A 26,371-nucleotide genomic window follows, 5' to 3' on the forward strand; every position below is an offset into this window, starting at 1 on the left:
CGACCGGGCCAGTTCAACGTGGTCCTGCCTGGCGACAGCGGCACCTACGCCAGCCCCGCTGTCGACGTGCTCGGCATTGCCATCGACACCCACGCGTACCCGCACCACGCGCTGGCGCTGCAGCAGCTGCAGCCGCTGGCGGCGCGGCTTCACCAGGATCCGGTGGTGGGCTCGGTGCTGCAGGCGCTGTGGTGCAGCGCGCAGGCCGGTGCGTGCCTGCCCGGTTTTCTCGAACACGGCGCGCAGGTGCTGCTGCATCGCCTGGGCCAGCTTGCCGGCCAACGGCGCGAGGTGGGCGGCACGGCCACGCCGCTGTCGGCGCAACGGCTGCTGCAGTTGAAGGACTACATCGATGCACAGCAGGGCCAGCCGCTGGGCGTCACCCAGTTGGCTGCCGCCGTGCAGATGCAGCCGTCCAGCTTCAGCCGCGCCCTGCGCGCCGCCACCGGGCTGCCACCGTACGCGTTCCTGACCCGGCACCGCATGCAATGGGCCCGTGCCGCACTGGCACAGGGCCGCACCGTCACCGACGTGGCCCTGGCCAGCGGATACGCCAACCCCAGCAAGTTCAGCGCGGCCTTCCGCCGTGTGCTTGGCTGTTCGCCCTCGGCCTGGATCGCGCAGGCGCGCAGCCGGTGATCCGGATCGCCGCTGTGCAGCACCGGCCAACCTTACAGACCGGTAATGTCCAGGTCAGGCCATCGAAAGGTGCCGGCCTCCACCCTGAGGGCCACAGTCCCCACAGGTGCTCCGCAATGATCCGCTCCCTGCTGCGTCCCGCCCCGCTCATGCTGATGCTGGCCGGCCTCGCCATCGCGCCACTGGCGTTGGCCCATCCCAGCCTGGTGCGGGCCACCCCGGCCGCCGATGCCACCGTGGCCCCGGCCAGCCAGATCGAGCTGCAGTTCAGTGAGAAGGTGATGCCGCGTGCCACCCGCATCGAGCTGAGCATGGACCACGGCCGCATGAAGATGGCCATGCCGACCACCGCGCAGGAGGTCTCCGAAGACGGCCACACCCTGCGCGCGCGCTTCGGCAAACCGCTGCCCGCAGGCCGTTACGCAGTGCAATGGCGTGCAGTCGGCCAGGACAGCCATCCGGTCACCGGCACCTACCGCTTTACCGTGAAGTAAGGCCGCGCTTGTGGTCGAGCTCCCGCCGTACGGGCTGAGGCTGGCACTGTATGTGGCGCTGATGCTGCTGTTCGGGCGCACGCTGTTCGTGCGTCCGGTGCTGCCGCGCGGCCCCTTGCTAGCAATGACCTTCATCGCGCTGCTGCTGGTGGCCGTCGACGCGCTGACCCGGCTTTCCGGCGTGCTCGGCATCGCGCCAACCGACATCGACGGCGCGACCGCACACTGGTTCCTCACCGGAACGCCGGTGGGCCAGGCAGGCCTGCTGCGGGGTGCGACCCTGCTGGCGATGCTGCCGCTGCTGGCGATCAACCGCCCATTGCAGGGCCGATGGCGTGCCGCGCTGATGCTGCTGTCGGCGGTCGCGTTGGCCAGCCTGGCCTGGAACGGCCATGCCGCCGCCGGTGACGGCCCCGGCGGCACGCTGCGGCTGATCGCCGGCATCGCGCATCTGCTGGCCGCGGGCGCCTGGGCGGGCGCGATCGCCGCCCTGCTGCAACTGGCGCTGCGCCCGCAGGGCGTGGGCCTGCGCGAGCGTACCCATGCACTGTGGCGGGCGGCGCACGGCTTCGCCCTGCCCGGCACGCTCATCGTCGCGACGCTGGCGATGACCGGCACCTATACCTATGTCGATCTTGGGGGATCGGTGCAGACCCTGGCCGGCACCACACATGGACGCTGGCTGCTGCTCAAGCTGGCGCTGGTGGGCGGCATGCTGGCGCTGGCCGCATTGCATCGCTGGCGGCTGGTACCCGCGCTGGCGGTGTCCATCCGCGGCGGCTGGCAGCCGCGCCCACTGCGCGCCCTGCGCCACAGCCTGGCCTGCGAGTCGGTGCTGGTGCTGCTGGTGCTGGCCTGCGTGGCGGTGCTGGGCACATTGGATCCGCTGGCATGAGCGGCCCGGCCCGATGCAGGCGCAAGCTGCGATGATGGGCGCACCATGAAACTGCTGATCATCGAAGACGAACCCAAGACCGGCAACTACCTGCGCCAGGGCCTGATCGAAGCCGGCTACGTGGTCGACCTGGCCTGCAATGGTGTCGATGGACTGCATCTGGCCGGCACCGGCGAGTACCAGCTGGTCATCCTCGACGTGATGCTGCCCGGGCTGGACGGCTGGAACGTGCTGTCGCGGCTGCGCGCGGAAGGCTGGCCGCTGCCGGTGCTGTTCCTTACCGCACGCAGCAGCATCGCCGACCGGGTGCAGGGGCTGGAGCTGGGCGCCGATGACTACCTGGCCAAGCCCTTCGCCTTCGCCGAGCTGCTGGCGCGCGTGCGTACCCTGCTGCGCCGAGGCCAGGCGTTGCCGCAGGCCGAGCGCATCGTCATCGCCGATCTGGTGGTCGATACGCTGCGCCGCCGGGTGGAGCGGGCCGGCCAGCGCATCGCGCTCAGTCAGAAGGAATACACCCTGCTGGAGCTGCTGGCGCGCCGCCAGGGTGAAGTGCTGCCCCGCTCGCTGATCGCCTCGCAGGTGTGGGACATGAACTTCGACAGCGACACCAATGTCATCGACGTGGCCGTCCGCCGCCTGCGCGCGAAGATCGACGACGCGTTCGACGCCAAGCTGATCGTGACCGTGCGCGGCATGGGCTATGTACTGGAGGCGCCGGAGGACGGCGCTGCGCGCGACGGATGAGCCTGCGCCGGTCAATGGCGGTGCGGTTGACGGTGCTGTTCGCCATCGTGGCCACGGCGGTGCTGGCGGCGCTGGGCATGGCGATCTATGTCAGCGCCCGTCACGATCTGGTCGCGCAGGATTTCAGCGAACTGGAGAACAAGGTGGCGCTGATCAATGATCTGGCCAGCCGTGGGCCGGCCGATGCACGCGCGCAGCGGCTGGCCGAAGCACTGGGCCACCATCCCGACATCGCCTTCCATATTGCCGATGATCGCGGCGGCGTGTTGTTTTCCACGGCACCGGCACTGCTGCGCGAACATGCCCGCCGCCAACCCGTCGATACGGTACCGCGCCGGCATGACTGGACGCTTGCCGATGGCCGCTGCATGCACGCCCTGCACCTCCGTCAGACCCTGGCCGACGGCAGCCAGCTGGTCACCCTGCTGGCCATCGACGATGCCCGCCATGCTGCGTTCCTGCAGCGCTTCCGCCATCTGCTTGCCATTGCGATCGTCGCCGCCGCGGTGGCCAGCAGCCTGCTCGGCGGCTACGTGGTGCAGCGCACGCTGCGCCCCCTGCGCACGCTGGCCGATGACGCCCGCGAGATCACCGCCGGGCGCCTGCAGCGGCGCTTGAGTGCGCAGCGGGCACCGGCCGAGCTGGAACAGCTGGCGCAGACCCTCAACGCCATGCTGGCGCGGCTGCAGCAGGATTTCGCGCGCCTGACCGAGTTCAGCGGCGACCTTGCCCACGAACTGCGCACGCCGATCACCAACATGCTGACCCAGGTGCAGGTCGTACTGGCTCATCCGCGCAGCAACGAGGCCTATCGGGAGACGCTGGCCTCCTGTGCGGAAGAGCTTCAGCAGCTGGCGCAGACCGTGGGTGACCTGCTGTACCTGGCGCAGACCGAGACACCCGGTGTACTGCCTTCGCGCGAGCCGGTGGCGCTGGATGCGGTGGTGGATTCGCTGCTGGACTTCTACGGCCTGCTGGCCGAGGACCGGCAGTTGACGCTGCGCCGCGAGGGTATCGCGCGCGTCGATGGCAACCCGTTGATGCTGCACCGTGCGATTGCCAACCTGTTGTCCAATGCGTTGAAGCACGCCCGCGCGGGAAGCGAGGTGCGGGTACGGCTGGAACAGGGGGCCGGCCTGTGCAGGATCAGCGTGCACAACCTCGGCACGCCGATTGCCGCCGAAGCGCTGCCGCGCCTGTTCGACCGCTTCTATCGTGGCGAGCGCAGCCGCCATGAAGGCGCCGGGCTGGGCCTGGCGATCACCCGCGCCATCGCCCAGGCGCACGGCGGCAGCGTCGGCGTCGCCTCGGATGAAACCGGCACCGTGTTCGAACTGCTGCTGCCGGGCGCAGCGGCCGGCACTACCCCGCCCGGTCGAACAGCGCCGCCACCCAGTCGATGAACACCCGCAACCGCGGCGAGGGCGTGCGGTTGCGCGGGTAGACCAGGTTCAGCGGGCTCGGCGTTGGCGGCATCTGCGGCAGCAGTTCGACCAGCTCGCCCCGCGCAATGTACGGATCCATGCGGTAACGCGGCGCCTGGATGATGCCCAGCCCTGCCAGCGCGGCGCCGAGGAACGCATCCGCACCGGACACCAGCACCCGTGCCGGCAACGGCACGTAGCGCACCTGCCCGTCCTGCTGGAACTCCAAAGGAATCAGCTGGCCGGTGGCGCTGGAGCGATAGCCGATCATTTCGTGGCCGTCCTTCAGGGAGTCGATTCCCTCGGGCAAGCCCCGGGCCTGCACGTAGTCCGGCGAAGCCACGGTAACCTCACGCAGCAGCGTCAGCCGTCGCGCCGCCAGGTCGCTGTCGGCCAGCGTGCCGACCCGGATCGCCGCATCCACGCCTTCGCGCAGCAGGTCGACATAACGGTCTCCCTCACTGACGTCCAGCTCGATGTCCGGGTAGCGCTGCAGGAAGTCCGGCAGGTGCGGAAACAGCAGATGCCGGCCCAGCGTGCCATGCACCTCGATGCGCAGCGGGCCACGCGGTGGCACGTCACGGAACGCGGCCTCGGCGTCGTCCATGTCGGCGATCAGGCGCAGGCAGCGACCGTAGAAGGCTTCACCCTCCAGGGTCGGTGCCACCAGCCGCGTGGTCCGGTTCAACAGGCGCACCCCCAAGCGCTGTTCCAGCGCCTTGATCGCGTCGGTCACCGTGGCCCGTGGCAGGCCAAGGTCCTCGGAGGCGCGGGTGAAACTGCGGCGCTCGACGATACGGACGAAGGCGCGCATGGCCGTAAAGCGGTCCATTGTTCGGCTGTCCGGATGGTGTGGGTTGATTATGCACGATTGTCCGCCGTGGGCAGGTGCTGTATGCCAACCAAGGTTGGCATCTACCAGATCACGGCACGCTGTTCGTCGCCCGCTGGGTGGCCGCCTTGGCGCATGCCAGCCGAGGTTGGCATCTACCAGGGCACGGCACATCGGTAGCCGCCCACCTTGGTGGGCGATTGGCAACATGCCAACCAAGGTTGGCATCTACCGCGCCTCGCGGCGGCGGTGCACCCAGTAGTACAGCGTGGGCAGCACCAGCAGGGTCAGCAGCATCGCCGACAGCAGGCCGCCGATCACCACTACCGCCAGCGGCTTCTGGGTCTCGGCACCAATCGCGTGCGAAGTCGCCATCGGCAGCAGCCCGAACATTGCCAGCAGTGCGGTCATCAGCACCGTGCGCAGGCGCTGCAGCGAACCCTGCACCACCGACTGCAGCAGGTCCATGCCCTGTTCGCGCAGCTGGGCGAAGCGACTGAGCATCACCACCCCGTTCAACACGGCTTGCCCGAACAATGCAATGAAGCCGATCGCCGCCGACACCGACAACGGAATGCCGGTCAGCCACAGCGCCAGGATGCCGCCGATCATCGCCAGTGGCACGTTGGCCAGGATCAGCGCCGCACTGCTGATGTCCTTGAAGGCATCGAACAGCAGCACGAAGATCAGCAGCACCGACAGCGGAATCACCCAGCCCAGCCGCTTCATCGCGCGCTGCTGGTTCTCGAACTCACCGGACCACTCCAGCCGGTAGCCCTCCGGCAGCTGCACGCTGGCATCCACGCGCTTGCGCATGTCGGCCACCACGCTGCCCATGTCGCGCCCGGCGATGAAGATGCTGACCGCCTTCACCCGCTGCGCGTTCTCGCGCGAGATGTTGATCGCGCCGCTGGCCATGCGGAACTCGGCCACATCGGACAGCGTCACCGCGTGGCCGTCACCGATGCCCACCGGCACCGTGCGCAGCCGTTGCAGGTCGCGGTCGGCGTCGTCCAGCCGCAGCGTGATCGGGAACCTGCGGTCGCCCTCCCACAGCTCGCCGACCTGGCGCCCACCCAGTGCGGTCTCGATCACTTCGTCGATGTCGCGCACATTCAGGCCATAACGCGCGGCCCGGTCACGATCGATCTCGATCTGCAGCTGCGGCAACGCGCCGTCGCGGTCGATGAAGGCGCTCTCCACGCCGTCCACGCTGCGCACCTGGCCGAGGATCGCCTGGGCCTGCCGGTTCAACACGTCCAGGTCCGAACCGCTGACCTTGATCACCACCTGGCCCTTGATCTGCGAAATGCTCTCCAGGATGTTGTCGCGCACCGGCTGCGAGATCGAGAATTCCGGCCCTGGTATGCGCTGCTCCAGCGTGCGCTGCAGGTCGCTCACCAGCTGCCGCTTGTCCACGCCCTTCGGCCATTCCTTCTCCGGCTTCAATGCCACCAACGCCTCGATCTGGTTGGCACCCTTGGCGTCGGAACCATCTTCCGGGCGCCCCAGCTTGGCCACCACCGTCGATACCTGCGGGAACGTGCCGACCAGTTCGCGGATGCGCCGCGACTGCTGCTGCGCGTCGGCCAGGCTGGTGCTGGGGTCGAGCGTGGCGGTCAACCAGATCGAACCTTCGTCCAGCTCGGGCAGGAACTCCGAGCCCAGCCGGGTGCCAAGCGCCAGCGTGCCGACCAGCAACGCCGCCGCGGTCAGCACCACCGCGCGCGGGCGGGCCAGCGCACGCTCCAGCACCGGCTTGTACCACCCGGTCAGGCGGTCCATCAGCGGATTGCCGTCGCGCATGCGGTCGCGCCGCAGCCACCAGTAGCAGAACAGCGGCACCACGGTCAGCGCCAGGATCAACGCACCGATCAACGCCGAGGTCACCGAATAGGCCATCGGCGCGAACATGCGGCCTTCCTGGCGCTGCAGGGTGAAGATCGGGATATGCGCGGCGATGATGATCATCATCGAGAAGAACGTCGGCCGGCCCACTTCCGATGCCGCTGAAAGGATGGTCGAGAAGCGCGTCTTCCTGTCTGCCGTGGGGGGCAGCTTCGACAGCCGCGAGACGATGTGCTCGGTGACGATCACCGCACCGTCGATGATGATGCCGAAGTCCATCGCCCCCAACGACAGCAGGTTGGCCGGCACGCCCCACAGGTGCAGGCCGAGGAAGGTCGACAGCAGGGCCAGCGGCATCATCGCCGCCACGATCAGCGCCGCGCGGGCGTTGTACAGGAACAGCCACAGCACCAGGAACACCAGCACGGCGCCTTCCAGCAGGTTGCGGAACACCGTCTTCAGCGTGGTCGAAACCAGCCAGGAGCGGTCGTAGAACGGCTCGATGCTGACCCCGGCCGGCAACTGGTTCGCCTCGATCTCGGCGATGCGCGCATGCAAGGCGTCGAGCACGTCGGACGGATTCTCGCCCTTGCGCATCAGCACCATGCCGAACACCGCATCGTCGTTGTCATCCTGCCCGACCAGGCCCTGCCGCGGCAGCCCGGTGTCGGCGATGCCGGCCAGGTCGCGCACCAGGATCGGCGTACCGCCGCGCTGCCCGACCACCACGTTGCCGATGTCGGCTGGCGAACGCATCAGGCCCACGCCGCGGATCAGGAACTGCTGCTGGCCACGCTCCACGTAACCGCCGCCGGCATTCGAACTGCCCTTCTCCAGGGCCTCGGCGAACTCACCGAGGCTGATGCCGCGGTCGCGCAGCTTGTCCAGGTCCGGCTTGACCTGGAAGGTCCGTGCGAAGCCACCGAAGCTGATCACATCGGCCACGCCCGGGACGGTGCGCAGGCTGCGCTCCATCGTCCATTCCTGCACGGTGCGCAGCTGGGTCGAGGTCAGGTGCGGGCCTTTCAGTACGTAGCGGTAGATCTCGCCCACCGCCGAACTCATCGCCTCCAGTTCCGGCGTCACCCCTTCCGGCAGCTCCACCCCCTGCAGGCGTTCCAGCACCTGCTGGCGCGCGAAGTAATCATCGGCCTTGTCATCGAAGGTCAGGATGATCATCGACAGGCCGAACTGGGTATGCGAGAACACCCGCACCGAATGCGGAATGCCGGACAGCGCCACCTCCAGTGGCATCGTCACCTCGCGCTCCACCTCTTCGGCGGCGCGGCCCGGGTGCAGCGAGACCACCGTCACCTGGGTGTCGGACACGTCCGGGAAGGCCTCCACCGGCAGCACGCGGAACGCGGCGATGCCCGCGCCGATGAACAACAGCAGCGCCAGCATCACCATCAGCGGCTGGCGCAGGCAATAGGCAATCAGGCGATCGATCATGGGGCGGCGTGCCCCGTGCCGCTGCTGGCCGCCGTCGGCGCACTGTCGACCAGCTGCTGCAGAAGCAGGCCACCTTCGACCACCACCCTGCTGCCTGCCGCCAGGCCCTCACGCACCCACAGGCGGCCATCGCCCAGTTCTTCGGCAAGCACGGCGTGGCGCACGAAGCGGCCCTTGCCCTCCTCCACGAACACCACCTGCGTGCCGTTGATCAACAGCACCGCCGCATCCGGCAGCGAAACGCCGCCCTCGGCCGGCAGCGCCACCTGTGCGCGCACATACTGCCCGGCCTTGAATCCGCGCGAGCGGTTGTCCAGCTCGGCGCGGGCCTGCACCACGCGACGCTCGCTGTCGACGAAGTCATCCACATGCTGCAGCGTGGCCTGCAGGGGTTTGCCATCGGCGCCGGGCACGCTCACCGGCATGCCGGCCTTCAATCGCCCGGCCAGGCTTTCGGGAATGTCCAGCAGCAGCCACAGGCGATCCGGATCGCCGATCACCGCCAGCGGCTGTTCGCTGTCGGGGCTGACCGACATGCCCGGGCTCATCCGCCGTTCCACCAGCAGACCATCAATGGGCGCACGCAGCGGCAGGCGTTGATCGACGTGCTGGCCGTTGCCATAGGCCTTGGCGAAGGCGGTTGCGCGCGCATGATCGGCCTGGCTGCCGGCGAAGTTGGCCTCGGCCTCGTCCAGCTCGCGCCCGGACGCCACGCCAGCGGCGTGCAGCTCGCGGGTGCGCTGCAGCTCCTTGCGCGCCTGCTGCAGCTCGGCGCGGCCGCGTGCGCCCTCGGCCTGGGCCTGGCCGAACTCGGGCGAAGTGATCCAGGCGATGACCTGGCCCGCCTTGACCTGCTGGCCCGGCTGCGCCTCGATGCGCGCGACCTGCCCCGGCAGCGGCGTGCGCAGGGCGCTGGAGCGGGTCTCATCCCAGACCACACGGCCTGGCAGCTGCAGGCTGGCACTGGCACCGGCGGTCACCGCCTCGGTGCGCAGCACGTCCAGCTGGCGGCTGTCAGCCGGGAACTGGATCTGGCCGGCACTGACCTGCGGCGCATCTTCGGCATACGACGCCGGCTCGCGGCCACAGCCACTGAGCAGGGCCAGTGCCAGCAACGCCGGCAGCAGCGCAGGGCGCGCGCGCGGGCGATGGGCGACGGTGGACTTCATCGGGACTCTCCTTCGGTAACGGATGTGGCGGCTTCCCAGCGCGCCAAGGCAATGGCATGGTCGGCACGCGCCTCGATCAGCGCGGCCTCGAAGTCGCGCCAGCTGCGGCGCGCATCCAGCAGGTCGGTCAGGCTGGCGGCACCACGGCGGTAGGCCAGCTCGATGCCCTGCACCGCCTTGCGCGCGGCATCGGACTGCAGCCCTTCGTAATCGGCGCGACGCTGCGCGGCGGACTGTGCGCTGGCCTGCAGCTGGTCCAGCTCGGCGCGCGCTTCGCGCTGCAGCACCTGCAGTTCCAGTGCGGCACTGTCCCGATCTGCTTCGGCGCGCTGGATGGCACCGCGTGCGCGCGACGGTCCACCCAGCGGAATCGTCAACGACACCCCCCAGGTGACACCGCTGATGTCGGTCGGCTCACGTTCGGCCTCCACGCCCAGCTGGATGTCGCGGTGGCGCTCGCTGCGGGCCAGCGCAACACCCGCATCGGCGGCAGCCAAGCGCGACTGTGCGGCACGCAGATCGGCCCGCTGCTGCGGGTCGAACGCACGCGTGGCGGCCACACTGCGGGTGTCGGGCCACGGGTCGTCGGCACTGAGGTTGCTGCTGTCATCGCTGCCGAGCAGCAGCCCCAGCGCGTGCCGGGCGTCGCGCAGATCCAGCGCCGCCTCGCGCGCGGCATCGGCCACGGCAAGATCGTCCACCGCCAACCGCGTACGATCGACCGGCGCCATCGCCCCGGTTGCGACCTGCTTGTCCGCTGCGGCCATCTGTTCGGTCGAACTCTGGCGGTTGGCCTCGGCAATCTGCACCCGCTCCTGCGCGCTCTTCAGGCCAAAGTAGGCCTCGTGCAGCGCCACCTGCTGGCGGCGTCGGGTATCAAGCATTTCCAGCCCGGCCACCTGCAGCAACGCGTCCGCCTGGCGGATGCGCAGCGCTCGCTTGCCACCACGCTCCCAGGTCCAGCCCACACCCAACGTGCTGTCCACCCGCTTGTCCTGCCAGCGGCCGGGGCCGATGCCATGCGTGGGGCTGATCTTGCTGCTGCCGATCGACAACTCGGCTGAGGGCCGCAGGGCGGCGGTCTGCGCGTCGCCCTGCACGCCGCGCAGCTCCAGCGCCGCCGCACGCAGGTCCGGATTGTGCGCCTCCATGGCGCGCTGCGCATCCGCCAGGGACAGCGCCGAAGCTGCAGGCGCCCACACGAGGGCGGCCAGCACAGCCGCAAGTCGAGAGGAGAAATTCATGCGCGTCACGGTAAGGTGACGCACTTGCGCCAAACTTGCCCCAACCTTGCACGAAGCTTGCAATGCGAATCCTGCTGATCGAAGACGACGCTGCCCTGGCCGATGGACTGATCCGCGCCCTGCAGGGCGCCGGGCACCTGTGCGACCACCTTTCGCGCGGGCTGCATGCGCCGGCCGCGCTGGCCAGCGCGCCGTATGACGTGATGGTGCTCGACCTGTCACTGCCCGATGTCGATGGCCTCGACCTGCTGTCGCGGTTACGCAACGACGGCGTCACCCTGCCGGTACTGATCCTGACCGCGCGCGATGGCGTCGACGATCGCATTCTGGGGCTGGACCGCGGTGGCGATGATTACCTGGCCAAGCCTTTCGCACTGGGTGAGCTGGAAGCGCGGCTGCGTGCTCTGTCACGCCGCCGCAGCGACGCACCGGCGCAGAAGCGGTTGGGCCGGTTGTGCTTCGACAGCATCCGCAACGAGGCGCAGGTGGATGGCCAGCGTGTCGAACTGACCGCGCGTGAGCTGGCGCTGGTCGAGGCGCTGATGCAGCATCCCGGCCGTACCGTCACCAAGCAGCGCCTGTTCGATGCGCTGTACAGCTGGGACCACGAGGCCAACCTGTCGGTGATCGAAGTGCATGTCAGCCGCCTGCGCCGCAAGCTGGAACAGGCGCGTGCCGGCGTTGGCATCCGCATGCTGCGCGGTCTTGGCTACCGGCTGGAGGCCGGCGGTGACTGAGCGCGTGCACAGCCTGCGTGGCCTGCTGTTGCGGCGCCTGTGGCTGCCGCTGCTGGTGCTGATGTTGTGCAGCGCAGTGGGCTCGTTCGCGTTGGCGCGCTTCTATGCTGGCCAGGTCTACGACCGCTGGCTGCTGGACTCGGCAATGTCGTTGTCCGAACTGGTGGAGGTGCAGGATGGGCGGGCCTCAATCGAGATCACCCCAGCGGTATCGCGCATGTTCACCTGGGACACCACCGATGAAGTGCATGGCGAAGTGGTCGATGCCGGGGGCGGACGCCTGTACGGTGACCTGCCCGAAGCATTGCCCCGCCCTGCCGTTGCCGCCGGAGGTGATGGCGAGGCCGTCTACTACGACGCACGACTGCGTGGGCAGCCGGTGCGCATGGTCGAAGTAGTGGTCAGCGCCGGGCCCGGCCACGAGATCCGGCTACGCGTGGCCGAAACACTGCGCAAGCGCCACCGGCTGGAGCGCAAGCTGCTGATGACCAGCATCCCGTTCCAGGCTGCGATTCTCGCGCTGGCGGCGTGGCTGGCGTGGTCGGGTACCGGCGCCGCCGCGCGCCATGCCAACCAGGTGGCACGCCGCTTGGCCAGCCCTCGCCCGGACCCGCTGGCGCCATTGGAGCCTGCACAGGAGGCGCCGCGCGAACTGTGGCCGGCGGTAGAGGCCTACAACGCGCTGCTGCAGCGCCTGGACGCGATGCAGGCCGCGCAACGGCGTTTCGTCAGCAATGCCGCGCATCAGCTGCGCACGCCGTTGGCGGCAATGCAGGTGGAACTGGAGAGTTCATTGCGCCAGCATGATCCGCAGGCGCAGCAGCTGGCGTTGTCCGGCACGCTGGCCGGGCTTGCGCGGCTGCAGCATCTGGTCAACCAGCTGCTGATGCTCAGCCGTTCCGAAGATCCGCAGGGCAGCGCGTTGCCGCTGCAGCCGGTGGATCTGGCGGTGCTGGCACGCGGCGTGGTGGAGCGCTATGCGGACAGGGCGTTGGCCGCAGGCGTAGACCTGGGTTACGACGGCCCCGACGAAGGCGTGTTGATCCAGGGGGATCCGCAACTCCTGCGCGAAGCGCTTGGCAATCTGCTGGACAATGCGCTGCGCTATGGCAGCGTGCGCGGCGTGATCACGCTCGGCCTGCAGCAGGACGCTGAAGGCGTGCAGGTGTGGGTGGACGACGACGGCGCCGGCATCGCCGAGGCCGAGCGCGGCCGTGTGACGGAACGCTTCTACCGGGCCAGCAGCGAAGGCGATGGCTGTGGCCTGGGCTTGGCGATCGTGGCGGAGATCGCACAGCGGCATGGTGCGGCATTGGTGATCGATACCGCTCCGATCGGTGGCGCGCGGGTGGGGCTGCGGTTTCGTTCCCGGTAAATGCCAACCTTGGATGGCACCCACTGCGACCGTAGCGGGACATATCGATGGACGCCAACCTTGGTTGGCGCTGCCCATCGGCAGCCCTTGATTACGAAGCGACCAGCCGTGTCCGCCCGCACCTGGCACGATGCCCGAGCCGTGGAGCCGCCACGCGCCTAGCGCCTGCATTGCTACGCTGATTCAGTCCATCCGGAACTGATCGGTGCTCCTCATGCCGCCTCTTCGACCTTCACTTCTGAAATCCCTTGTGCCAACAGCACTTCTGCTGACGGCGTGCCAAGGCCCGACCGTCAAAGCGCCCCAGAAGCACTCTGCTGAGCTCACAGCGCGCATCGAAGCACTGCCGCAAAAGACCAAAAAAGACCTTGTGGAGGTAGAAGGCGGCACCTTCATCATGGGTGATTTCGGCCCCATCGATCCGCGCGCGAAGATGCCTTACAGCGGTGAGCGCGACGACGACGCGCTGCGCGAGGTGACATTGAGCAGCTACGCAATCGGTGCGAAGAAGATCACCTACGCCGACTTCGATGTGTACACCGATGCGACGGGGCAGCCACGAACGGCGCAGTACCCGTTCGACCTAGAGTACAGAAACATACCGGACGACCTACCGGTAGGTGTGAACTGGGAGGCAGCGCAGCAGTACTGCGGATGGGTAGGAAAACTGATCGGGCGGAAGATGGAGCTGCCGACAGAGGCGCAGTGGGAATACGCGGCGCGTAACCGGGGCCAGTTCGTGATCTGGCCCACCGATGATGGCAGCGTCGACGACGGAAGGAATGTTGGCGACTACAAGACGCTCCGAGCGTATGCCTCCAAGCATGGCTACACGGTCGGTCCAACTCCTCTTGGTCAGTACCCGCCCACCCCACTGGGTCTGTATGACATGATCGACCATGGGTATGAGTGGGTCTTTGACTGGTATCGGGATCCTTATGACATCTCCGACACACAAGACCCTCGCGGACCAGTGCATGGCGATGAAAAAGTCCAGCGAAGCAGCGGCAATCAGGGTGGAGGCTCTCTTTTCATCGTATCGATGACATTCACTCGATTCAAACGCCATCCAAATCCGGGTCCAGATCCACTTCTGGACGACGATGCGAAGTATCTCTTCGACCCTAACAGCCTGAACAGGTTCCGATGCGCCGCCACTGCATCTCTGCGTCCTATGGAAAGTGCCGCCTCACACTCCTTGACCCCGTCATAAGTGCCTCCCCATATCTGGCATTGCTACGCTAATTCAGTCCATCCAGAACTGATCGGTGCTTTCCATGCCGCCTATTCCACCCGTCCTTCTGAAATCCCTTGTGCCAACAGCACTTCTGCTGACGGCGTGCCAAGGCTCGACCGTCAAAGCGCCCCAGAAGCACTCTCCTGAGCTCACAGCGCGCATCGAAGCGCTGTCGCAAAAGACCAAAAAAGACCTGGTGGAGGTGGAAGGCGGCACCTTCATCATGGGTGATTTCGGCCCCATCGATCCGCGCGCGAAGATGCCTTACAGCGGTGAGCGCGACGACGACGTACTGCGTGAGGTAACGCTGAGCAGCTACGCACTCGGCGCCAAAAAGATCACCTACGCCGACTTCGACGTATATACCGATGCAACGGGCCAGCCCCGGACAGCGCAGTACCCGAAGGATCTGAAGTACAGGAACCTGCCAGACGACCTCCCGGTCGGCGTGAGCTGGGAGTCGGCGCATCAGTACTGTGGATGGGTTGGCGGGCTTATCGGGCGCAAGATGGAGCTGCCGACGGAGGCGCAATGGGAGTACGCGGCGCGCAACCGAGGGCAGTTCGTGATCTGGCCCACCGATGATGGGAGCGTCGACGATGGAAGGAATGTCGGGGATTACAGAACCATCACGCACTATGCTTCCCAGCGTGGCTATATGTCTGGCCCTACTCCGCTTGGACAATATCCGCCCACCCCGTTGGGCCTGTACGACATGATTGATCATGGATTTGAGTGGATGCTTGATTGGTATAGCAATACTTACGACATTTCAGACACGCAAGATCCACGCGGACCTGCACATGGCAAGGAGAAGGTCCAACGAAGCCACAGCAATCGAGGAGGGGACTCGCTCTTCATCGTGTCGATGACGTTTACCCGGTTCAAGGACATTCCAGACCCTTCTCCAGACCCGCTTCTCTCGGAAGAAGGAAGGCGACTGTTCAATCCGAACAGCTCAAACAGGTTCCGTTGCGCAGCCGCCGGCCCTGCCAGTTCAAAGGACAGCTGACGCGGCCCAGCAACGGGCCTGCACCGCTATTCATTTCTGGGGTCGTGACGCCTGCAAACTAGGATGCGTTTGCAGGCGAACCACTGTGACCAAGTATCGCAACAGCCCGTTGTTCCTGCCCACGCGAGCGCAGGTAGTCGCCATCAATGCTTGCAAATGTAGGCGCGTCCCTGCCGTCAAGCGCCAGGAGCGCATCGAGGTCCATCCGCTGCAACTGCACTACCTCATACCCCTTTGGAAAGCTACCCAGCAGTCTTCTGCGATGGGCAATGAACTGCTCGACGTAGCTGCTCCCCAGCCGATCTGATGGCACATCACCTTCCACATTGATTGGATCAATTACTTTTCCTCTAAGGTCACCTGACAGCGAGTTCCCATAGTCAAGAAATTTAATTACATCGCCTTCAAGCTTGCCCAGTGACTCACCGCTAATCTCGCCGTCGGCAGTCATGTACTGAAACATCGCCAGCCATTCACTGACAAGGCTGACGCCCCTTATCACGCGGATTACAGCCTTCTTGTGATCAGGAAGGTAGTGCAGCTGAGGATCAAAAATCCCCTCGAATTCAGCTGGACTATTCATATGCGTTATCCAGTTGTGGCGAGTGATGGTGTAGAGGATCATTCCACGAGTCACAGGTGTTGCGTACAAGAGCCATGCACTATTGAGATCTGAATTTCCCGTAGCGGAGTTGATTCTTCGAACCAGTTCAATTCGATTCCGCGCAATCTGCGCTTTGCCAATCTGATCTTCTACAGCCTTGAGCGCGCGGTCGATGTTCTGGGCGAGGAACCTTTCTACAGATCCTCCGGCGGACACCTCGAGGAAGGCGATCTGGGAGAAGTACTTCAGCGCATCTCGCGCAAAGAACATCAGCTCCCTGAACCCCGCATGCGCCAACTGGTAATACACCCACTTGGCGAACTCCAGCATTCCCTCCACTCCCACCACGAAATCCAGCGCCCCCTTGCAGCCAATGCCCAGGCACAACCGCGCACTGACCTTGATCCTGAAACGTCCCTTCGCGTAGTACACATACAGCTGCGCCTTGGCGCCCACGCCCGCAGAACCCGCCGTATCCAAGCTCAGCTTCGCAAGCGTCACCGGTGTTCCCTGCTGGGGCGGCAGCCATTGCAATTCACCCGCAGGCGTCAAGCCCGCCTCAACACCTACGAAGGCTTCCGCATTCACCTGCATGCCATTCAAGGTCTCCGGCGGCTTCTCGCCCACCGCAGCCATCACCACGCGTCTCGACGGCCGACCGTCTTCGCCCGGCGGATCGCCCATATCAGCCCGCGGCATGCCGCGCACGATGTCGAAGCTGGGCACGAAGCTGTCATCACGATCACGTGGCTGCGCGTCAACCTTGGCAGCACCACGATCAATGCTCACGCCGGCAGCGCCCATCAACGCCCGTTTCGCGCCAGCAAAGCCGTGCAGCTCCAACGACATTTGGAATACGATCGCGCCCAGGTCGATATCGCCGTAGCGCTGCATCCACCCGGTACGCGAGGGAATCGACCACGTATGCACGGCTTTTGCTTCAAGCAGCGCCAGTTTGTAATGTGCACCCGCATCGACCTTGGCGCTGGCCTTGCGGTGCAGTGGGTCCCACTCGACCTGGGCACTGGCCCCGGCACCCGCCACAAACCGCAGCCACTGCGCGGAGGTCTCCACCGAGTAGGTCTCCGACGCGCGCACCAGCTCGGAGAACTGGTTCCCACCCAGCTCGATAAGGTCGAACTGGATGTTCGGCGCCTTGACGCTCCGGCCAATCTGGGCCTTGATCGTCATCAGCGATTCCATGAACTTGCGTGAATCAAAGTTCTGGAAGGCCGGCCCCTTCTGCCGGGCCGCGCTGCCCACGGACATCCCGCTGTCGCCTGCCCGTGTCGACATGCCCAGATCCACGCGGGTGGGCACGCCCATCACCCGGCGCCCCTTGAACTCGTCGTACTTGAACCGCGGCAGGTAGTTCCGGCGAAGGCCCACCTCCTGCTGCGCCCCGCCGTCCCCTTTGCGACTGTAACTCTCGAAGGTGATCACTTCGACCAGATCGGCCTTTCGGGCGAAGTTGCGGTTGAGCATGGCCGCTGCACGGTCCTCGGCCATGCCCAGGTTCTCCTCGGCCTGGGCCACCGCCTCCAGGCTGCGGCCGGCCAGCGCCTCCTCCAGTTGCCAGCGGGCGCGCGGCACGGCTGAGAGGCTGCCTTCAATGGATCGCGCAACCTCGCGGAACTCCTCCCAGACCTCGGGTGTCAGCAGCAGGAGTTCTTCGTCGGCCACATTCAGCAGCGCCGGTGCACTGATCTTCCCGGCCAGCTCCAGCGTGGCGCCTTCGCCGGGGCCGCTCACCACCGCATGCATCTTCACCGGCACCATCGGCACCAGGCGCGGTTGCCCGACCACCCGTGGCTCGGACAGCGCACTGCGCAGTTCGCTGCGGCTGCCCGGCAGGGTGAACACCAGCCGCAGATCCTGTTCGCAGAACAGACGCGGGGTCATCCCCTGCATATCCGTTACGCCACGGACCGGCCGCCCGTGCACGTCGAGGGCGACCACCTCAGTTCCATCGCGGTCGCGGCGGTAGCCCACAAAGCCGGCCTCCGCCACCGGTGTTGGCGGGCTCTGCCGCTGCAACTGCAGCTGGTGAAACGGCCGCAACCGCAGCCGCCGCACCTCCAACGCAGGCCGCAGCGACGCGTCGGCCCGTGGATCTTCGCTCCAGGGGCCCAGCTGCGCGGGCTCATGGCAGTCCGGATGCAACAGCGGATCGGTCCACTCGCCGCTGGCGTCATCGCGGACCTGCAGCTGGTATCGATGCTCACTCTGCGGCAGGCGGGCGCCCTGCCCGGCCCCGGCGGCTGCGTCCGGCACGTTGCGCCGCGGCCAGGGCAGCTTCAGGCCGGCCGGCCCCGGGCCGAGGTTCGGCCAGCCTCTGCGCCAGTTGGGTAGGGCCGGTGGTGCCGGAGTTTGCGCGCGCTCCGCCAGCGTCACCAGATCGGTTTCGCCGAGCGTGTCGGTCGTGCCGGATGCCACGACGGCGAAGCCATGCAGTACATCGCGGATACGATAGGTGACGTCCGCGCAGGGCACGACGTTGCCATGCCCGTCATGGCGGAACAGGGTGAACTTTCCAGAACTCATGTACCAGATTCCTTTCTTCTGACCCGCTCAGCTGTTGCCTGCGTCGCGCAGGTAGCCTTCGTGCCGTTCGTCATCCACGAACAGGCCCACCTTCTCCGGGCCATCGGTGACGACCTCCTCGGTGAGTCCGTCGCCGTCGGTGTTTCCACTCAGCCAGCGGCCATCCGGCAATTGCATCGAGTAGGCCGCCCCCACCAGCGGTGCACCGGCGTGATCGCGTACAAGGAAGCGGGCACGGCAGGGTGCGGCGCCCAGCGTGTGCAGCGGATAGGCCAGCGACGCCGGACCGATGAAGCTGTGTTGGCCCGCGTGCACCGTCAGGGTTCCCGGGCAGTTGAACTGGATGTTGCCGCCTTCGATCGTCAGGCTGGCGCCGCCTTCCACCTGCACCACCAGCGCACGTCCTGCCGCCAGTTCAACCGCTGCATGCGTACTGGCCAGGCGCTGTGATTGCCGAGACTGCAGCTTTACCGCGTCGCCCTGCGCCTGGATGTCGACCGGCTGCTCGCCGGCAGCGATGGTCATGCCGGACGGACATCCCGATGCAGAAGCAGAGGCCGAAGCCAGCACGCCGACAGACTGCGACGCATGAAGCCGCGCGTGGCCTTTCACCACGGCCTGCCCGGCAGCGCCTGCTCCCAGGAGCAGGCTTTGCCCGGCCTGCCAGAACACAGCCTGCCCCGCCACCAGCGCCTTGCGTGGCGCCACCATGCCCAACAGGGGTGCCGTGCAATGCGGGACACCACCCGCTGCAACCGTGTCACCGGCAGCATCACGCGCGCGGCCGAAGTCATCGGCCGCAACCACGCCCATTGCCGCGTCGCGCAGGGGTGTCAACGCAGTCGAGGCATGCAGCCCGGCAGTACCGTGCAGGCGCGCGCTTTGGCCGAACGCAGCGGCCAGCGTCCTACACTGGGCCAGCAACGCGCCGGCCTGCACCGCCGTACCTGCTGGCTGGGCAGCCCCTGCCGGATACGCACCAAGCCACAGGCCGCGCTCGCTGCGCACCACGCCCGCCGCATCGCTGCGCAGCTCGAAACCCTGCCCACGCAGGCTGCCACGATAATTGCCGCGCTGATGGATGACGTGGCCCAGGTTCAATTGGGTGCTGGCCTGTGTCGTGGCCAACTGCAGGCGGAGCTGGTGGTCGGTGTCGTCGAACTGGAGCGTGGAGCCGCCTTCACCACCCCACTCCCGGGAGCGGATACCCCAGAGCGCACCCGGATGGCGATGCGCCTGCTCGCCCTCGCCTGCTGCATGCCAGGCCGGCGCATTGCCACCGGCAAGGTTGCCGATGCCGCCAACGTGCGTATCGCAGGCCTGCGCGTGCAGCGATGGATCGTTCTCACCGCGTCCGTTGTACAGGGCACCCAGTACGATCGGGCGTTGCACGTCCCCTTCCAGAAAGCCCACCAGCACTTCCTGGCCCACGCGCGGCAGGAACTGGCTGCCCACCCCCGGGCCCGCAAACCGCTGCGCCACGCGCAACCATGCGCTGTGCGCCGGCCTGCCGGTTGCATCCATCAGAGGAAAGCGCACGCGGATCCGCCCGAGCGCGTCAGCGTGCACCTGATCGCCTTCGGCTACCCCGGTGCGATCGTCAGGACCGATCACGATGGCCGTCTGCCGACCTACCACCTGGGCTTCGCCCTCCTGCTCCGGTGCGCGCGGCCGCCAGGGGCGCTGGCGGTCAACGGCATGGAATGCAGCCGCATAGCCCAACTGCTGGGCATGGCGCTGCAGCGCGTCGGGCAGGAACCCATCCCGCTGCAGGGCGTGCTCCGGACGATGCTGGCGCAGCCGCGCGGGCAAGGTGTTGACCCCGGCATGCTCCACCGAGGTGAGCAGCAGCTCGGGCACCTGCTGCGGCGACCATTGGCTGATGCTGGACCACGTGCCGGCGCCTAGGCAACGCACCGTGGCAATGCCCTGCCATCCCTGCCGCTCCGCTTCATGGCGTTGAGCCAGAAGCGCGGCACGCCGCTCGGCCTCGGCATGCGACTCAAAGGCCTGGGCACCGCACGCCAGATATTGCTCGACAGGCGAATGACCGCCGCCGTCCACCGGCAACTGGACGGCCAAGGTACGGTCCTGCCGATAGTCATCGCTGACCATGCTCAACCGGCGCGGGCCAAGCCGCGCATGCCGGGCCAGCTGTACTACGCTGTCTTCCTGCTCGGCCGCGTGGCCGCGGTGGAAGCGCAGCGCGCCATCGCGTGCCGACAGCGGGTCCTGCGGCAAGGCTGCGCTGTCGAAGAACAGGACGATCCGATGCAGCGCGGGCGCCTCCGCGTCCGCCTCGACACGCCAGCCGATGCCTTCCTCGGCCAACAGGCAGGCCACGAAATCCATATCCGACTGGCGGTACTGAGCGCAGTAGTGACGCGGCGGGAGGGCGTCCAGGCGGGCCCGTGCATCATCGCTCCAGTGCCAGCAGGCACGTGCCTGATGCTCGGCGAACACGGCATCCACGATCTGCCTGACGGCTGCGTCACGGAAGACGCGGCTGTTGCGCTGCTGGCCCAGCCACCAGGTCCATGCCGCCAGGCGTATACGGTAGCGGGTGAATTCCCGATCGCCGTCCAGCCGACGTACCTCGCGCACCAGCCCTGCCCTTGGAATGTCGCGCCCCTGCGCATCACGCGTGTGCAGCGTCGCAGGCCGGCCCAACCAGTGTTCGCAGGCAGCATCCGCGCGCGCCGCAAGTACATCGATGTGGTAATCCAGACCTTCCGACAGTGCCTCGCGTCCGTGCCAGCGCTCCACCAGCAGAGACCCTGCGCCGGGCAGTTCAAACCGGTGCAGCAGCGCTGCATCCTCATGCGCATGCAACGTGTGCATATGACCTACACCCCGTGCACCACCCTGGCGCACTTCTGTGCGCAGGACCCTAGCAACGGGATGGGAGAGGTGAAATCAGAATGCTATGAATGTGGCCTGGAACGGTCCGGCGGCGACGCTGCGTCACCGATTCCGGTGCGAATCCTTCCGTTGAACCCTGATCCGCACTCGACAAATCATGCAGATCGCGACAGGCATCCGGGCAATGCATCGCAGACATCCAAGGCCCGCAGCGATCGGGTTCCGGTAGAGGCCAACCTTGGTTGGCGATGTTGACCTCCCGCGTGCCAACCAAGGTTGGCACCTACCAGAAGCGGGAACCACCCCATGTCGCCCCAGTGCGCAGCACCGGCATCTGGGCGATGCATCGCGGACACCCACGGCCCGCAGCGATCGGGTTCCGGTAGGGGCCAACCTTGGTTGGCGATGTTGACCTCCCGTGTGCCAACCAGGGTTGGCACCTACCAGAAGCGGGAATCACCCCACGCCGCCCCGGCACGCATCACCGGCTCATCGAATACGGCGCTTGCGCGCCCTGCCCCGGCCACTCCTTGTTCGGCTCTGCCTGCATGCTGAAGCGCAGTTCGCCACCGGCCAGGATCTCGTCGTGGCGCAGGAAGGTGCGCTGCAATGGCTTGCCGTTGAGGCTCACGCTGCCCACGTAGGTGTGCTTGTCGTCCAGCCCGTCGGCCACGATGGTGAAGGTCTTGCCGTCCGGCAGACGCATCGCGGTCCTGGGCAGGAACGGACGGCCCAGGATGTATTCGCCCGATCCCGGCGCCACCGGATAGAAACCCAGCGCGGTGAACACGTACCACGCCGACATCTGGCCGACGTCATCGTTACCGGCCAACCCGTCGGGGCGATCGGCGTACTGGGTGTCCATGATCTGCTTCAGGCGCGCCTGCGTGCGCCACGGCTGGCCAGCGTACGAATACAGGTAGGCCACGTGGTGGCTGGGCTCGTTGCCATGTGCGTACCAGCCGATCAACCCGGTAATGTCTTCCATGTGCTCGAAGATCGACGGATCGACCTTGGCGTTGAATACCTCATCCAGCCGCGCCAGCAGTTTGTCGCTGCCCCCGTGTGCTGCGGCCAGGCCGGCCACGTCCTGCGGCACATACCAGGAATACTGCCAGGCATTGCCTTCGGTGTAGTCGGTGCCGTAGCCGCTGGCGCTGGGGTCGAACGGCGTGCGGAAGCTGCCATCGCGCTTGCGCGCGCGCATGAAGCCGGTGTCCTTGTCGAAGGCGTTGCGCCAGTTGCCGGCGCGCTTGTCGAAGGTGGCCGCAACATCGGTCTTGCCCATGGCCTGCGCCATGCGCGCGATGGTCCAGTCGTCGAAGGCGTATTCCAGCGTCTTGCTAGCCGCTTCGCCTTCCTCGTCGATCGGCACGTAGCCCAGCTCGCGGTACTGCGCGATGCCGTCATAGGGACCGTAGTTCGCGGTCTCGACCATCGCCTTCAGCGCCTTGTCGGCGTCGAAGCCGCGGATACCCTTCACGTACGCATCGGCGATCACCGGCACCGCGTGGTAGCCGATCATGCACCAGTCTTCCAGGCCGTGGAACGACCACACCGGCAACATGCCATAGGGGCTGTGCTCGTGGTGGGCGAGCATGGAATTGACGAAGTCGCTGTTGCGCTTCTCCGGCTGCACCAGGGTCAGCAACGGATGCAGCGCACGGTAGGTATCCCACAGCGAGAACGTGGAGTAATTCGTGTAGCCCTCTGCCTTGTGCACGGCGTTGTCCGAGCCGCGGTACTGGCCGTCGGCATCCATGAACAGCGTCGGCCCCAGCATGGTGTGGTACAGCGCGGTGTAGGCACTGCGGCGTGCATGTTCCGGTGCATCGATATCGAGCACCGACAACGCCTGCGTCCATTCATGTTTCGCCTGCGCGCACGCGGTCGAAATCGAAGTCGGCCACTTCGGCGTCGAGGTTGGCGATGGCGCCGGCCTCGCTGACCGGCGAAATGGCCACCTTCAGCACCAGCGGTGCGTCCAGCTTGCCGAAGGCGAACGTACCGACCAGCTGCCGGCCCTCGATCTGCGCACGCTGCGCCGGGTCCTTCTCGCCCGGCGGCGGGAAGCCCTTGTAGACGATGTCCTGCTCGGTGTTGTGCAGTTCATGCCCGGCCAGCGGACGCGAGAAGCGCATCGCGAAGTACAGCTGGCGGCCCGGTGCCCAGCCGCGGGTTTCGCGGAAGCCGGTCACCGTGCCATCGGCGCGCACCCGCACCCGCGACCACAGCACCTTGCCCGGGTAGTCGTACATGCTGGTACGCATGTCCAACAGCACCTTGGCGTCGGTGCCCTTCGGGAACGCATAGCGGTGCACGCCCACGCGCGCACTGGTGGTCAGCTCGGCGCGCACCTTGTAGTCGTCCAGGGTAACCGCGTAGTAGCCCGGCTCGGCCTTCTCATCGTCGTGGCGGAAGCGCGAGGCATAGCCGCTGCGGGGCTTTTCCGGATCGCCGCGCTCCAGCCCCGGTGTGCCGGTGAACGGCATCAGCAGGATGTCGCCCAGATCGGAGTGACCGGTGCCGGAAAAATGCGTGTGCGAGAAACCGACGATGCTGCTGTCGTCGTAGCGGTAGCCGGCCGCCCAGCCATAGGCCTTTTCACGCGGCTGGATGCGCGTGTCCGGGCTGAGCTGGACCATGCCGAACGGCACCGTGGCACCGGGATAGGTGTGACCTTCGCCGCCGGTACCGATGAACGGGTCGACTGCCGCATAGGCGCGCTCGGCAGCGGATTTCGGTGTGGCAGCCAGGGCGGCACCGGAAGCCAGCATGGCAGTGGCGGCAACGGCGATCAGGAAACGACGGTCCAGCGTGGGCATCGGCATTTGGATCGATTCAGGCGATGGCCGATGCTAGCACCGGTATTGCGATGTCGCATGCTGCAGTGCGGCCGTCGGGACTGGCGCGCCGGTTTGCACTTAATTGCATGGCGGCGTGACGAATCGCCTCATAGGCTTGTTGCCTACCTCTCCATTAGCTGACTGCCATGCGTCAATTGTTGTCCATAACCTCCCATCTGAAAGACCACGCCTTTTGCAGAGGACGAAACAAGACGACACATCAATTGGCGCGTCGCGCCATGGCCTGTGCAGGATGGCGCCGCAGCGGACATACCGCTGCCGGGATTGGAACCCCCGAAAAGAAAGAGGGACAGACATCGCTCGTCATAAATGCGACGGGCACTGCCCGCCACCCTCGCGGTGGCCATCACACCCAGGGAGTTCCCGCATGATCCACGAACGTCCGCTCAGCCCGGCCATGGAATCGCTGCTCCATCGCATCGAACAGGCCTTCAACAGCGCCGAGGGCATGGCTATCCTCATCGGCGAGCAGTACGGCCCCGAGCCGAAGCCGCCGGCGCCGATGGGTTACAACCCGAAGCAGATTGCCACGGCGATGATCATGCTGAGCCAGCACGGGCGATGCCTGCTGCAGGCGCTGCGTGAGGAGGCGGAGAAGGTGACGCTTCACTGACCCCGACGGGGGTGAGTCGGCACTTGTCCGGCCCTCTGGGCCGCCCTACCCTGCGCCCAGACCAGGGAGACCCCGCATGGCCCGCCGCGCTGCACGATGGATCGCGATTGCAGGAATGATCACCACCGCCTCTGCTGTCCATGCCGATCCGCCACCACCGCCGCCCGCCGCAGCCCGCACCGCGCAGGACGACTACACCATCCTGCGCCTGTTGGTGGCCGACGATCAGGGCCGCCTGCTGCTGGAACACAACCGCAGCGGCTGGATGACGCCTGCCGTGCGCGCCAACCGCAAGCAGAGCGTGCAGGAAGCATTGCAGCAGCTGGCAACGGAGCTTGGCCTGCAGGTGTCACCATTCACGCTGGCGGCCCTCTACAGCTATCGTTTCAACGAGGACCCGCCCGACCCGACGCACGACGCGGTGTCGTTCCGCCAGCACTATCGCGCCACGCTGCGCAGCGGGCAGCCACCCGCCACCACTGCGGACAAGCAGTACCGCTGGGTGAGCCGCGACGAAGCCGCGCATCTGATTGGAATGCAGGCATTGCGCATGGAAACCCTGCAGGTGCTCGACCACCCCGAAACGCTGTGGGGTGGCGCCTTCGAGTTGTCGTTCAAGGGCGATGAGGCCACCGGCACCGAGCTGATCGAGCCGTTCTACCCGTTGCGCTAGACGCACACGTGGCTGCACTCAATCCGGCAGTGCCGCCTGCAGGGTTGCCAGGTCGGCACTGTCCAGTGGCCGCACCACGCGTGCCACCTCGTGGCCGTCATGCAGCAGCACGGCGGTCGGCCACAGCTTCACCTTGAACGCGCGGCCCAGTGGCTTGCCCTTGCCATCCTCGATTTTCCAATGCACCAGATCGTTGGCATCGACGAAGGCCTGCAACGCCGCCTGTGCGGCCTGGCAGTGGCCACACCAGGGTGCGCCGAACTCCAGAAGTTGCCAGCCCGGCTGCGCTTCCACATCCGCCGGGGCCGGCTCTGCCGAGAGGTGATCACGCATGAACGGCATGCGCGTTACGCCGCCAGCGCCTTCTGGATATCGGCCAACGGTGCGTTGGTCAGATCCTTGGCGATGTCCCCCAGCAGGCGCGACTGCACTTCCTTGTGCAGCAGCGGGCGGATGCGGCCCAGCGTGGTCGGGTCGGCCACCAGCACCAGGTGTGCATAGCGGTTGTTGAGGGCATCGTCGTTGAGCTGCTCGGCGACCTGCTTGGCGAAGGTGGCTTCATTGAGCTGCGAGATTGACATGTCTTTCGGCACCGCGCCGGCCGGCCCCTGCCCCGAGATGCCCTGCTCGCTGATGTCCTGCAGGCGCAGCTCACCTTCCTGCTTCAAGCTGAGTTGATGCTCGTTGCCAACGTTGGTGAACACGCGGGCAGAGCCGCCATCGGCGACGATGATGAGGGTGCCTTCGGGAATGCGACGGGTCATGCGATGTTCCTTGTGGAGTGCGTTCACCTGCACCGTAGCCAGCTGTGCGTGAGCAGCGCGGCCACAGTTCGTTCAACGCATGTCATCGCAGACGCGCTGCGGATGAACAGGCGTGATGGAACACAGCGTGCAGCTCAGCCTGCTTCGCTGCACGCTCACGCCGATGCCGTTATGATGAACGGATGATCGACACGACCCACTACGTGACGGGCGCACCTGTTACGTGGGAAGCACTGCCGACCGGCGCTTCGCTTGCCACGCATGTTCCCGCCCAGCATTTCCATCGCCTCGCGCTGGATCCTGGCGGCTGACGCCCGCAGGCCCTTCTGCCTGCATTCCCCA

20 protein-coding genes and 1 pseudogene are annotated in these 26,371 nt (G+C 66.6%); 12 read left to right on the plus strand and 9 right to left on the minus strand.

What is annotated here, in order from left to right:
* The 5 genes from QRO93_RS11465 to QRO93_RS11485 all read left to right on the plus strand — a co-directional run.
* Positions 1-639, plus strand: a 639-nt coding sequence (locus QRO93_RS11465) for an AraC family transcriptional regulator (protein ID WP_285304212.1), incomplete at its 5' end; no start/stop codon positions are given.
* 116 nt (positions 640-755) lie between these two features.
* A complete protein-coding gene (copC, locus tag QRO93_RS11470) occupies positions 756-1,133 on the plus strand; it encodes a copper homeostasis periplasmic binding protein CopC (protein ID WP_180878630.1) in 378 nt (125 codons plus the stop codon).
* 10 nt (positions 1,134-1,143) lie between these two features.
* A complete protein-coding gene (gene copD / locus QRO93_RS11475; RefSeq protein WP_180878631.1) occupies positions 1,144-2,028 on the plus strand; it encodes a copper homeostasis membrane protein CopD in 885 nt (294 codons plus the stop codon).
* A 45-nt stretch (positions 2,029-2,073) separates the two neighbouring features.
* Positions 2,074-2,772, plus strand: a complete 699-nt coding sequence (locus QRO93_RS11480; RefSeq protein WP_180878632.1) for a heavy metal response regulator transcription factor — start codon at positions 2,074-2,076, stop codon at positions 2,770-2,772.
* Positions 2,769-4,175 (plus strand): heavy metal sensor histidine kinase, encoded by a 1,407-nt coding sequence (locus tag QRO93_RS11485; RefSeq protein ID WP_180878633.1) that lies wholly within the window; start codon positions 2,769-2,771, stop codon positions 4,173-4,175. Before QRO93_RS11480 ends, QRO93_RS11485 begins: the two co-directional genes overlap by 4 nt.
* On the opposite strand, the gene QRO93_RS11490 is transcribed toward QRO93_RS11485, so the two are convergent.
* From QRO93_RS11490 to QRO93_RS11505, 4 genes are all read right to left on the minus strand, one after another.
* Positions 4,135-5,028: a LysR family transcriptional regulator gene (locus QRO93_RS11490; protein WP_180878634.1), complete on the minus strand. Its 894-nt coding sequence runs from the start codon at positions 5,026-5,028 to the stop codon at positions 4,135-4,137. The genes QRO93_RS11485 and QRO93_RS11490 overlap by 41 nt on opposite strands.
* A gap of 228 nt (positions 5,029-5,256) precedes the next feature.
* Entirely contained in the window at positions 5,257-8,328 is a 3,072-nt protein-coding gene (locus QRO93_RS11495; RefSeq protein WP_180878635.1) for an efflux RND transporter permease subunit, read from the minus strand.
* Complete coding sequence (locus QRO93_RS11500; RefSeq protein ID WP_180878636.1) at positions 8,325-9,497, minus strand: efflux RND transporter periplasmic adaptor subunit; 1,173 nt, start codon at positions 9,495-9,497, stop codon at positions 8,325-8,327. The genes QRO93_RS11495 and QRO93_RS11500 overlap by 4 nt, the downstream gene beginning before the upstream one ends.
* Positions 9,494-10,741, minus strand: a complete 1,248-nt coding sequence (locus QRO93_RS11505; RefSeq protein ID WP_180878637.1) for a TolC family protein — start codon at positions 10,739-10,741, stop codon at positions 9,494-9,496. Before QRO93_RS11505 ends, QRO93_RS11500 begins: the two co-directional genes overlap by 4 nt.
* 62 nt (positions 10,742-10,803) lie before the next feature.
* On the opposite strand from QRO93_RS11505, the gene QRO93_RS11510 reads away from it, so the two are divergent.
* The 4 genes from QRO93_RS11510 (at position 10,804) to QRO93_RS11525 (ending at position 15,102) form a co-directional block, all read left to right on the plus strand.
* Positions 10,804-11,478, plus strand: a complete 675-nt coding sequence (locus QRO93_RS11510; protein WP_053449888.1) for a response regulator — start codon at positions 10,804-10,806, stop codon at positions 11,476-11,478.
* Positions 11,471-12,853: a sensor histidine kinase gene (locus tag QRO93_RS11515; RefSeq protein WP_180878638.1), complete on the plus strand. Its 1,383-nt coding sequence runs from the start codon at positions 11,471-11,473 to the stop codon at positions 12,851-12,853. Before QRO93_RS11510 ends, QRO93_RS11515 begins: the two co-directional genes overlap by 8 nt.
* 214 nt (positions 12,854-13,067) lie before the next feature.
* Positions 13,068-14,066 (plus strand): SUMF1/EgtB/PvdO family nonheme iron enzyme, encoded by a 999-nt coding sequence (locus QRO93_RS11520; RefSeq protein WP_180878667.1) that lies wholly within the window; start codon positions 13,068-13,070, stop codon positions 14,064-14,066.
* A 64-nt stretch (positions 14,067-14,130) separates the two neighbouring features.
* Entirely contained in the window at positions 14,131-15,102 is a 972-nt protein-coding gene (locus QRO93_RS11525; RefSeq protein WP_080374926.1) for an SUMF1/EgtB/PvdO family nonheme iron enzyme, read from the plus strand.
* A gap of 58 nt (positions 15,103-15,160) precedes the next feature.
* Here the strand turns inward: QRO93_RS11525 and QRO93_RS11530 are convergent, their stop codons facing one another.
* The 3 genes and pseudogenes from QRO93_RS11530 to QRO93_RS11540 all read right to left on the minus strand — a co-directional run bounded on the left by QRO93_RS11530 (position 15,161) and on the right by QRO93_RS11540 (position 23,943).
* On the minus strand, positions 15,161-18,250 hold the full coding sequence (locus tag QRO93_RS11530) for a DNA repair protein (protein WP_180878639.1): 3,090 nt from the start codon (positions 18,248-18,250) through the stop codon (positions 15,161-15,163).
* Positions 18,251-18,277: 27 nt separating this feature from the next.
* Positions 18,278-21,091 (minus strand): type VI secretion system Vgr family protein, encoded by a 2,814-nt coding sequence (locus tag QRO93_RS11535; RefSeq protein ID WP_180878640.1) that lies wholly within the window; start codon positions 21,089-21,091, stop codon positions 18,278-18,280.
* Positions 21,092-21,593: 502 nt separating this feature from the next.
* Positions 21,594-23,943, minus strand: a pseudogene (locus QRO93_RS11540) (GH92 family glycosyl hydrolase).
* Between the two features lie 403 nt (positions 23,944-24,346).
* Between QRO93_RS11540 and QRO93_RS11545 the strand changes: the two are divergent.
* Positions 24,347-24,592 carry a hypothetical protein gene (locus QRO93_RS11545; protein ID WP_008267939.1) on the plus strand — a complete coding sequence of 82 codons (246 nt, stop codon included), beginning with the start codon at positions 24,347-24,349 and terminating at the stop codon, positions 24,590-24,592.
* A gap of 76 nt (positions 24,593-24,668) precedes the next feature.
* Positions 24,669-25,265 carry an NUDIX hydrolase gene (locus tag QRO93_RS11550; protein ID WP_164086362.1) on the plus strand — a complete coding sequence of 199 codons (597 nt, stop codon included), beginning with the start codon at positions 24,669-24,671 and terminating at the stop codon, positions 25,263-25,265.
* Positions 25,266-25,283: 18 nt separating this feature from the next.
* Here the strand turns inward: QRO93_RS11550 and QRO93_RS11555 are convergent, their stop codons facing one another.
* Positions 25,284-25,607 (minus strand): thioredoxin family protein, encoded by a 324-nt coding sequence (locus tag QRO93_RS11555; RefSeq protein WP_180878642.1) that lies wholly within the window; start codon positions 25,605-25,607, stop codon positions 25,284-25,286.
* Positions 25,608-25,612: 5 nt separating this feature from the next.
* The gene (locus tag QRO93_RS11560) at positions 25,613-26,029 is read right to left on the minus strand and encodes a host attachment family protein (protein ID WP_053449896.1); all 417 of its coding nucleotides are present in this window, start codon (positions 26,027-26,029) and stop codon (positions 25,613-25,615) included.
* Positions 26,030-26,211: 182 nt separating this feature from the next.
* Between QRO93_RS11560 and QRO93_RS11565 the strand changes: the two genes are divergently transcribed.
* Positions 26,212-26,340, plus strand: coding sequence for a hypothetical protein (locus QRO93_RS11565; RefSeq protein ID WP_258010884.1), 129 nt, complete (start codon positions 26,212-26,214; stop codon positions 26,338-26,340).
* The last annotated feature ends 31 nt before the right edge of the window (positions 26,341-26,371 follow it).

The sequence above is a fragment of the Stenotrophomonas maltophilia group sp. Smal17 genome (assembly GCF_030237045.1).
GTDB classification, from domain to species: domain Bacteria; phylum Pseudomonadota; class Gammaproteobacteria; order Xanthomonadales; family Xanthomonadaceae; genus Stenotrophomonas; species Stenotrophomonas forensis.

Excerpts from the sequence above, each read along its gene's own strand:
- copC (WP_180878630.1), top strand. The coding sequence starts at position 756 with ATGATCCGCTCCCTGCTGCGTCCCGCCCCGCTCATGCTGATGCTGGCC.
- QRO93_RS11480 (WP_180878632.1), top strand. The coding sequence starts at position 2,074 with ATGAAACTGCTGATCATCGAAGACGAACCCAAGACCGGCAACTACCTG.
- QRO93_RS11485 (WP_180878633.1), top strand. The coding sequence starts at position 2,769 with ATGAGCCTGCGCCGGTCAATGGCGGTGCGGTTGACGGTGCTGTTCGCC.
- QRO93_RS11490 (WP_180878634.1), bottom strand. The coding sequence starts at position 5,028 with ATGGACCGCTTTACGGCCATGCGCGCCTTCGTCCGTATCGTCGAGCGC.
- QRO93_RS11495 (WP_180878635.1), bottom strand. The coding sequence starts at position 8,328 with ATGATCGATCGCCTGATTGCCTATTGCCTGCGCCAGCCGCTGATGGTG.
- QRO93_RS11500 (WP_180878636.1), bottom strand. The coding sequence starts at position 9,497 with ATGAAGTCCACCGTCGCCCATCGCCCGCGCGCGCGCCCTGCGCTGCTG.
- QRO93_RS11505 (WP_180878637.1), bottom strand. The coding sequence starts at position 10,741 with ATGAATTTCTCCTCTCGACTTGCGGCTGTGCTGGCCGCCCTCGTGTGG.
- QRO93_RS11510 (WP_053449888.1), top strand. The coding sequence starts at position 10,804 with ATGCGAATCCTGCTGATCGAAGACGACGCTGCCCTGGCCGATGGACTG.
- QRO93_RS11520 (WP_180878667.1), top strand. The coding sequence starts at position 13,068 with ATGCCGCCTCTTCGACCTTCACTTCTGAAATCCCTTGTGCCAACAGCA.
- QRO93_RS11525 (WP_080374926.1), top strand. The coding sequence starts at position 14,131 with ATGCCGCCTATTCCACCCGTCCTTCTGAAATCCCTTGTGCCAACAGCA.
- QRO93_RS11530 (WP_180878639.1), bottom strand. The coding sequence starts at position 18,250 with ATGAGTTCTGGAAAGTTCACCCTGTTCCGCCATGACGGGCATGGCAAC.
- QRO93_RS11535 (WP_180878640.1), bottom strand. The coding sequence starts at position 21,091 with ATGCACACGTTGCATGCGCATGAGGATGCAGCGCTGCTGCACCGGTTT.
- QRO93_RS11545 (WP_008267939.1), top strand. The coding sequence starts at position 24,347 with ATGATCCACGAACGTCCGCTCAGCCCGGCCATGGAATCGCTGCTCCAT.
- QRO93_RS11550 (WP_164086362.1), top strand. The coding sequence starts at position 24,669 with ATGGCCCGCCGCGCTGCACGATGGATCGCGATTGCAGGAATGATCACC.
- QRO93_RS11555 (WP_180878642.1), bottom strand. The coding sequence starts at position 25,607 with ATGCCGTTCATGCGTGATCACCTCTCGGCAGAGCCGGCCCCGGCGGAT.
- QRO93_RS11560 (WP_053449896.1), bottom strand. The coding sequence starts at position 26,029 with ATGACCCGTCGCATTCCCGAAGGCACCCTCATCATCGTCGCCGATGGC.
- QRO93_RS11565 (WP_258010884.1), top strand. The coding sequence starts at position 26,212 with ATGATCGACACGACCCACTACGTGACGGGCGCACCTGTTACGTGGGAA.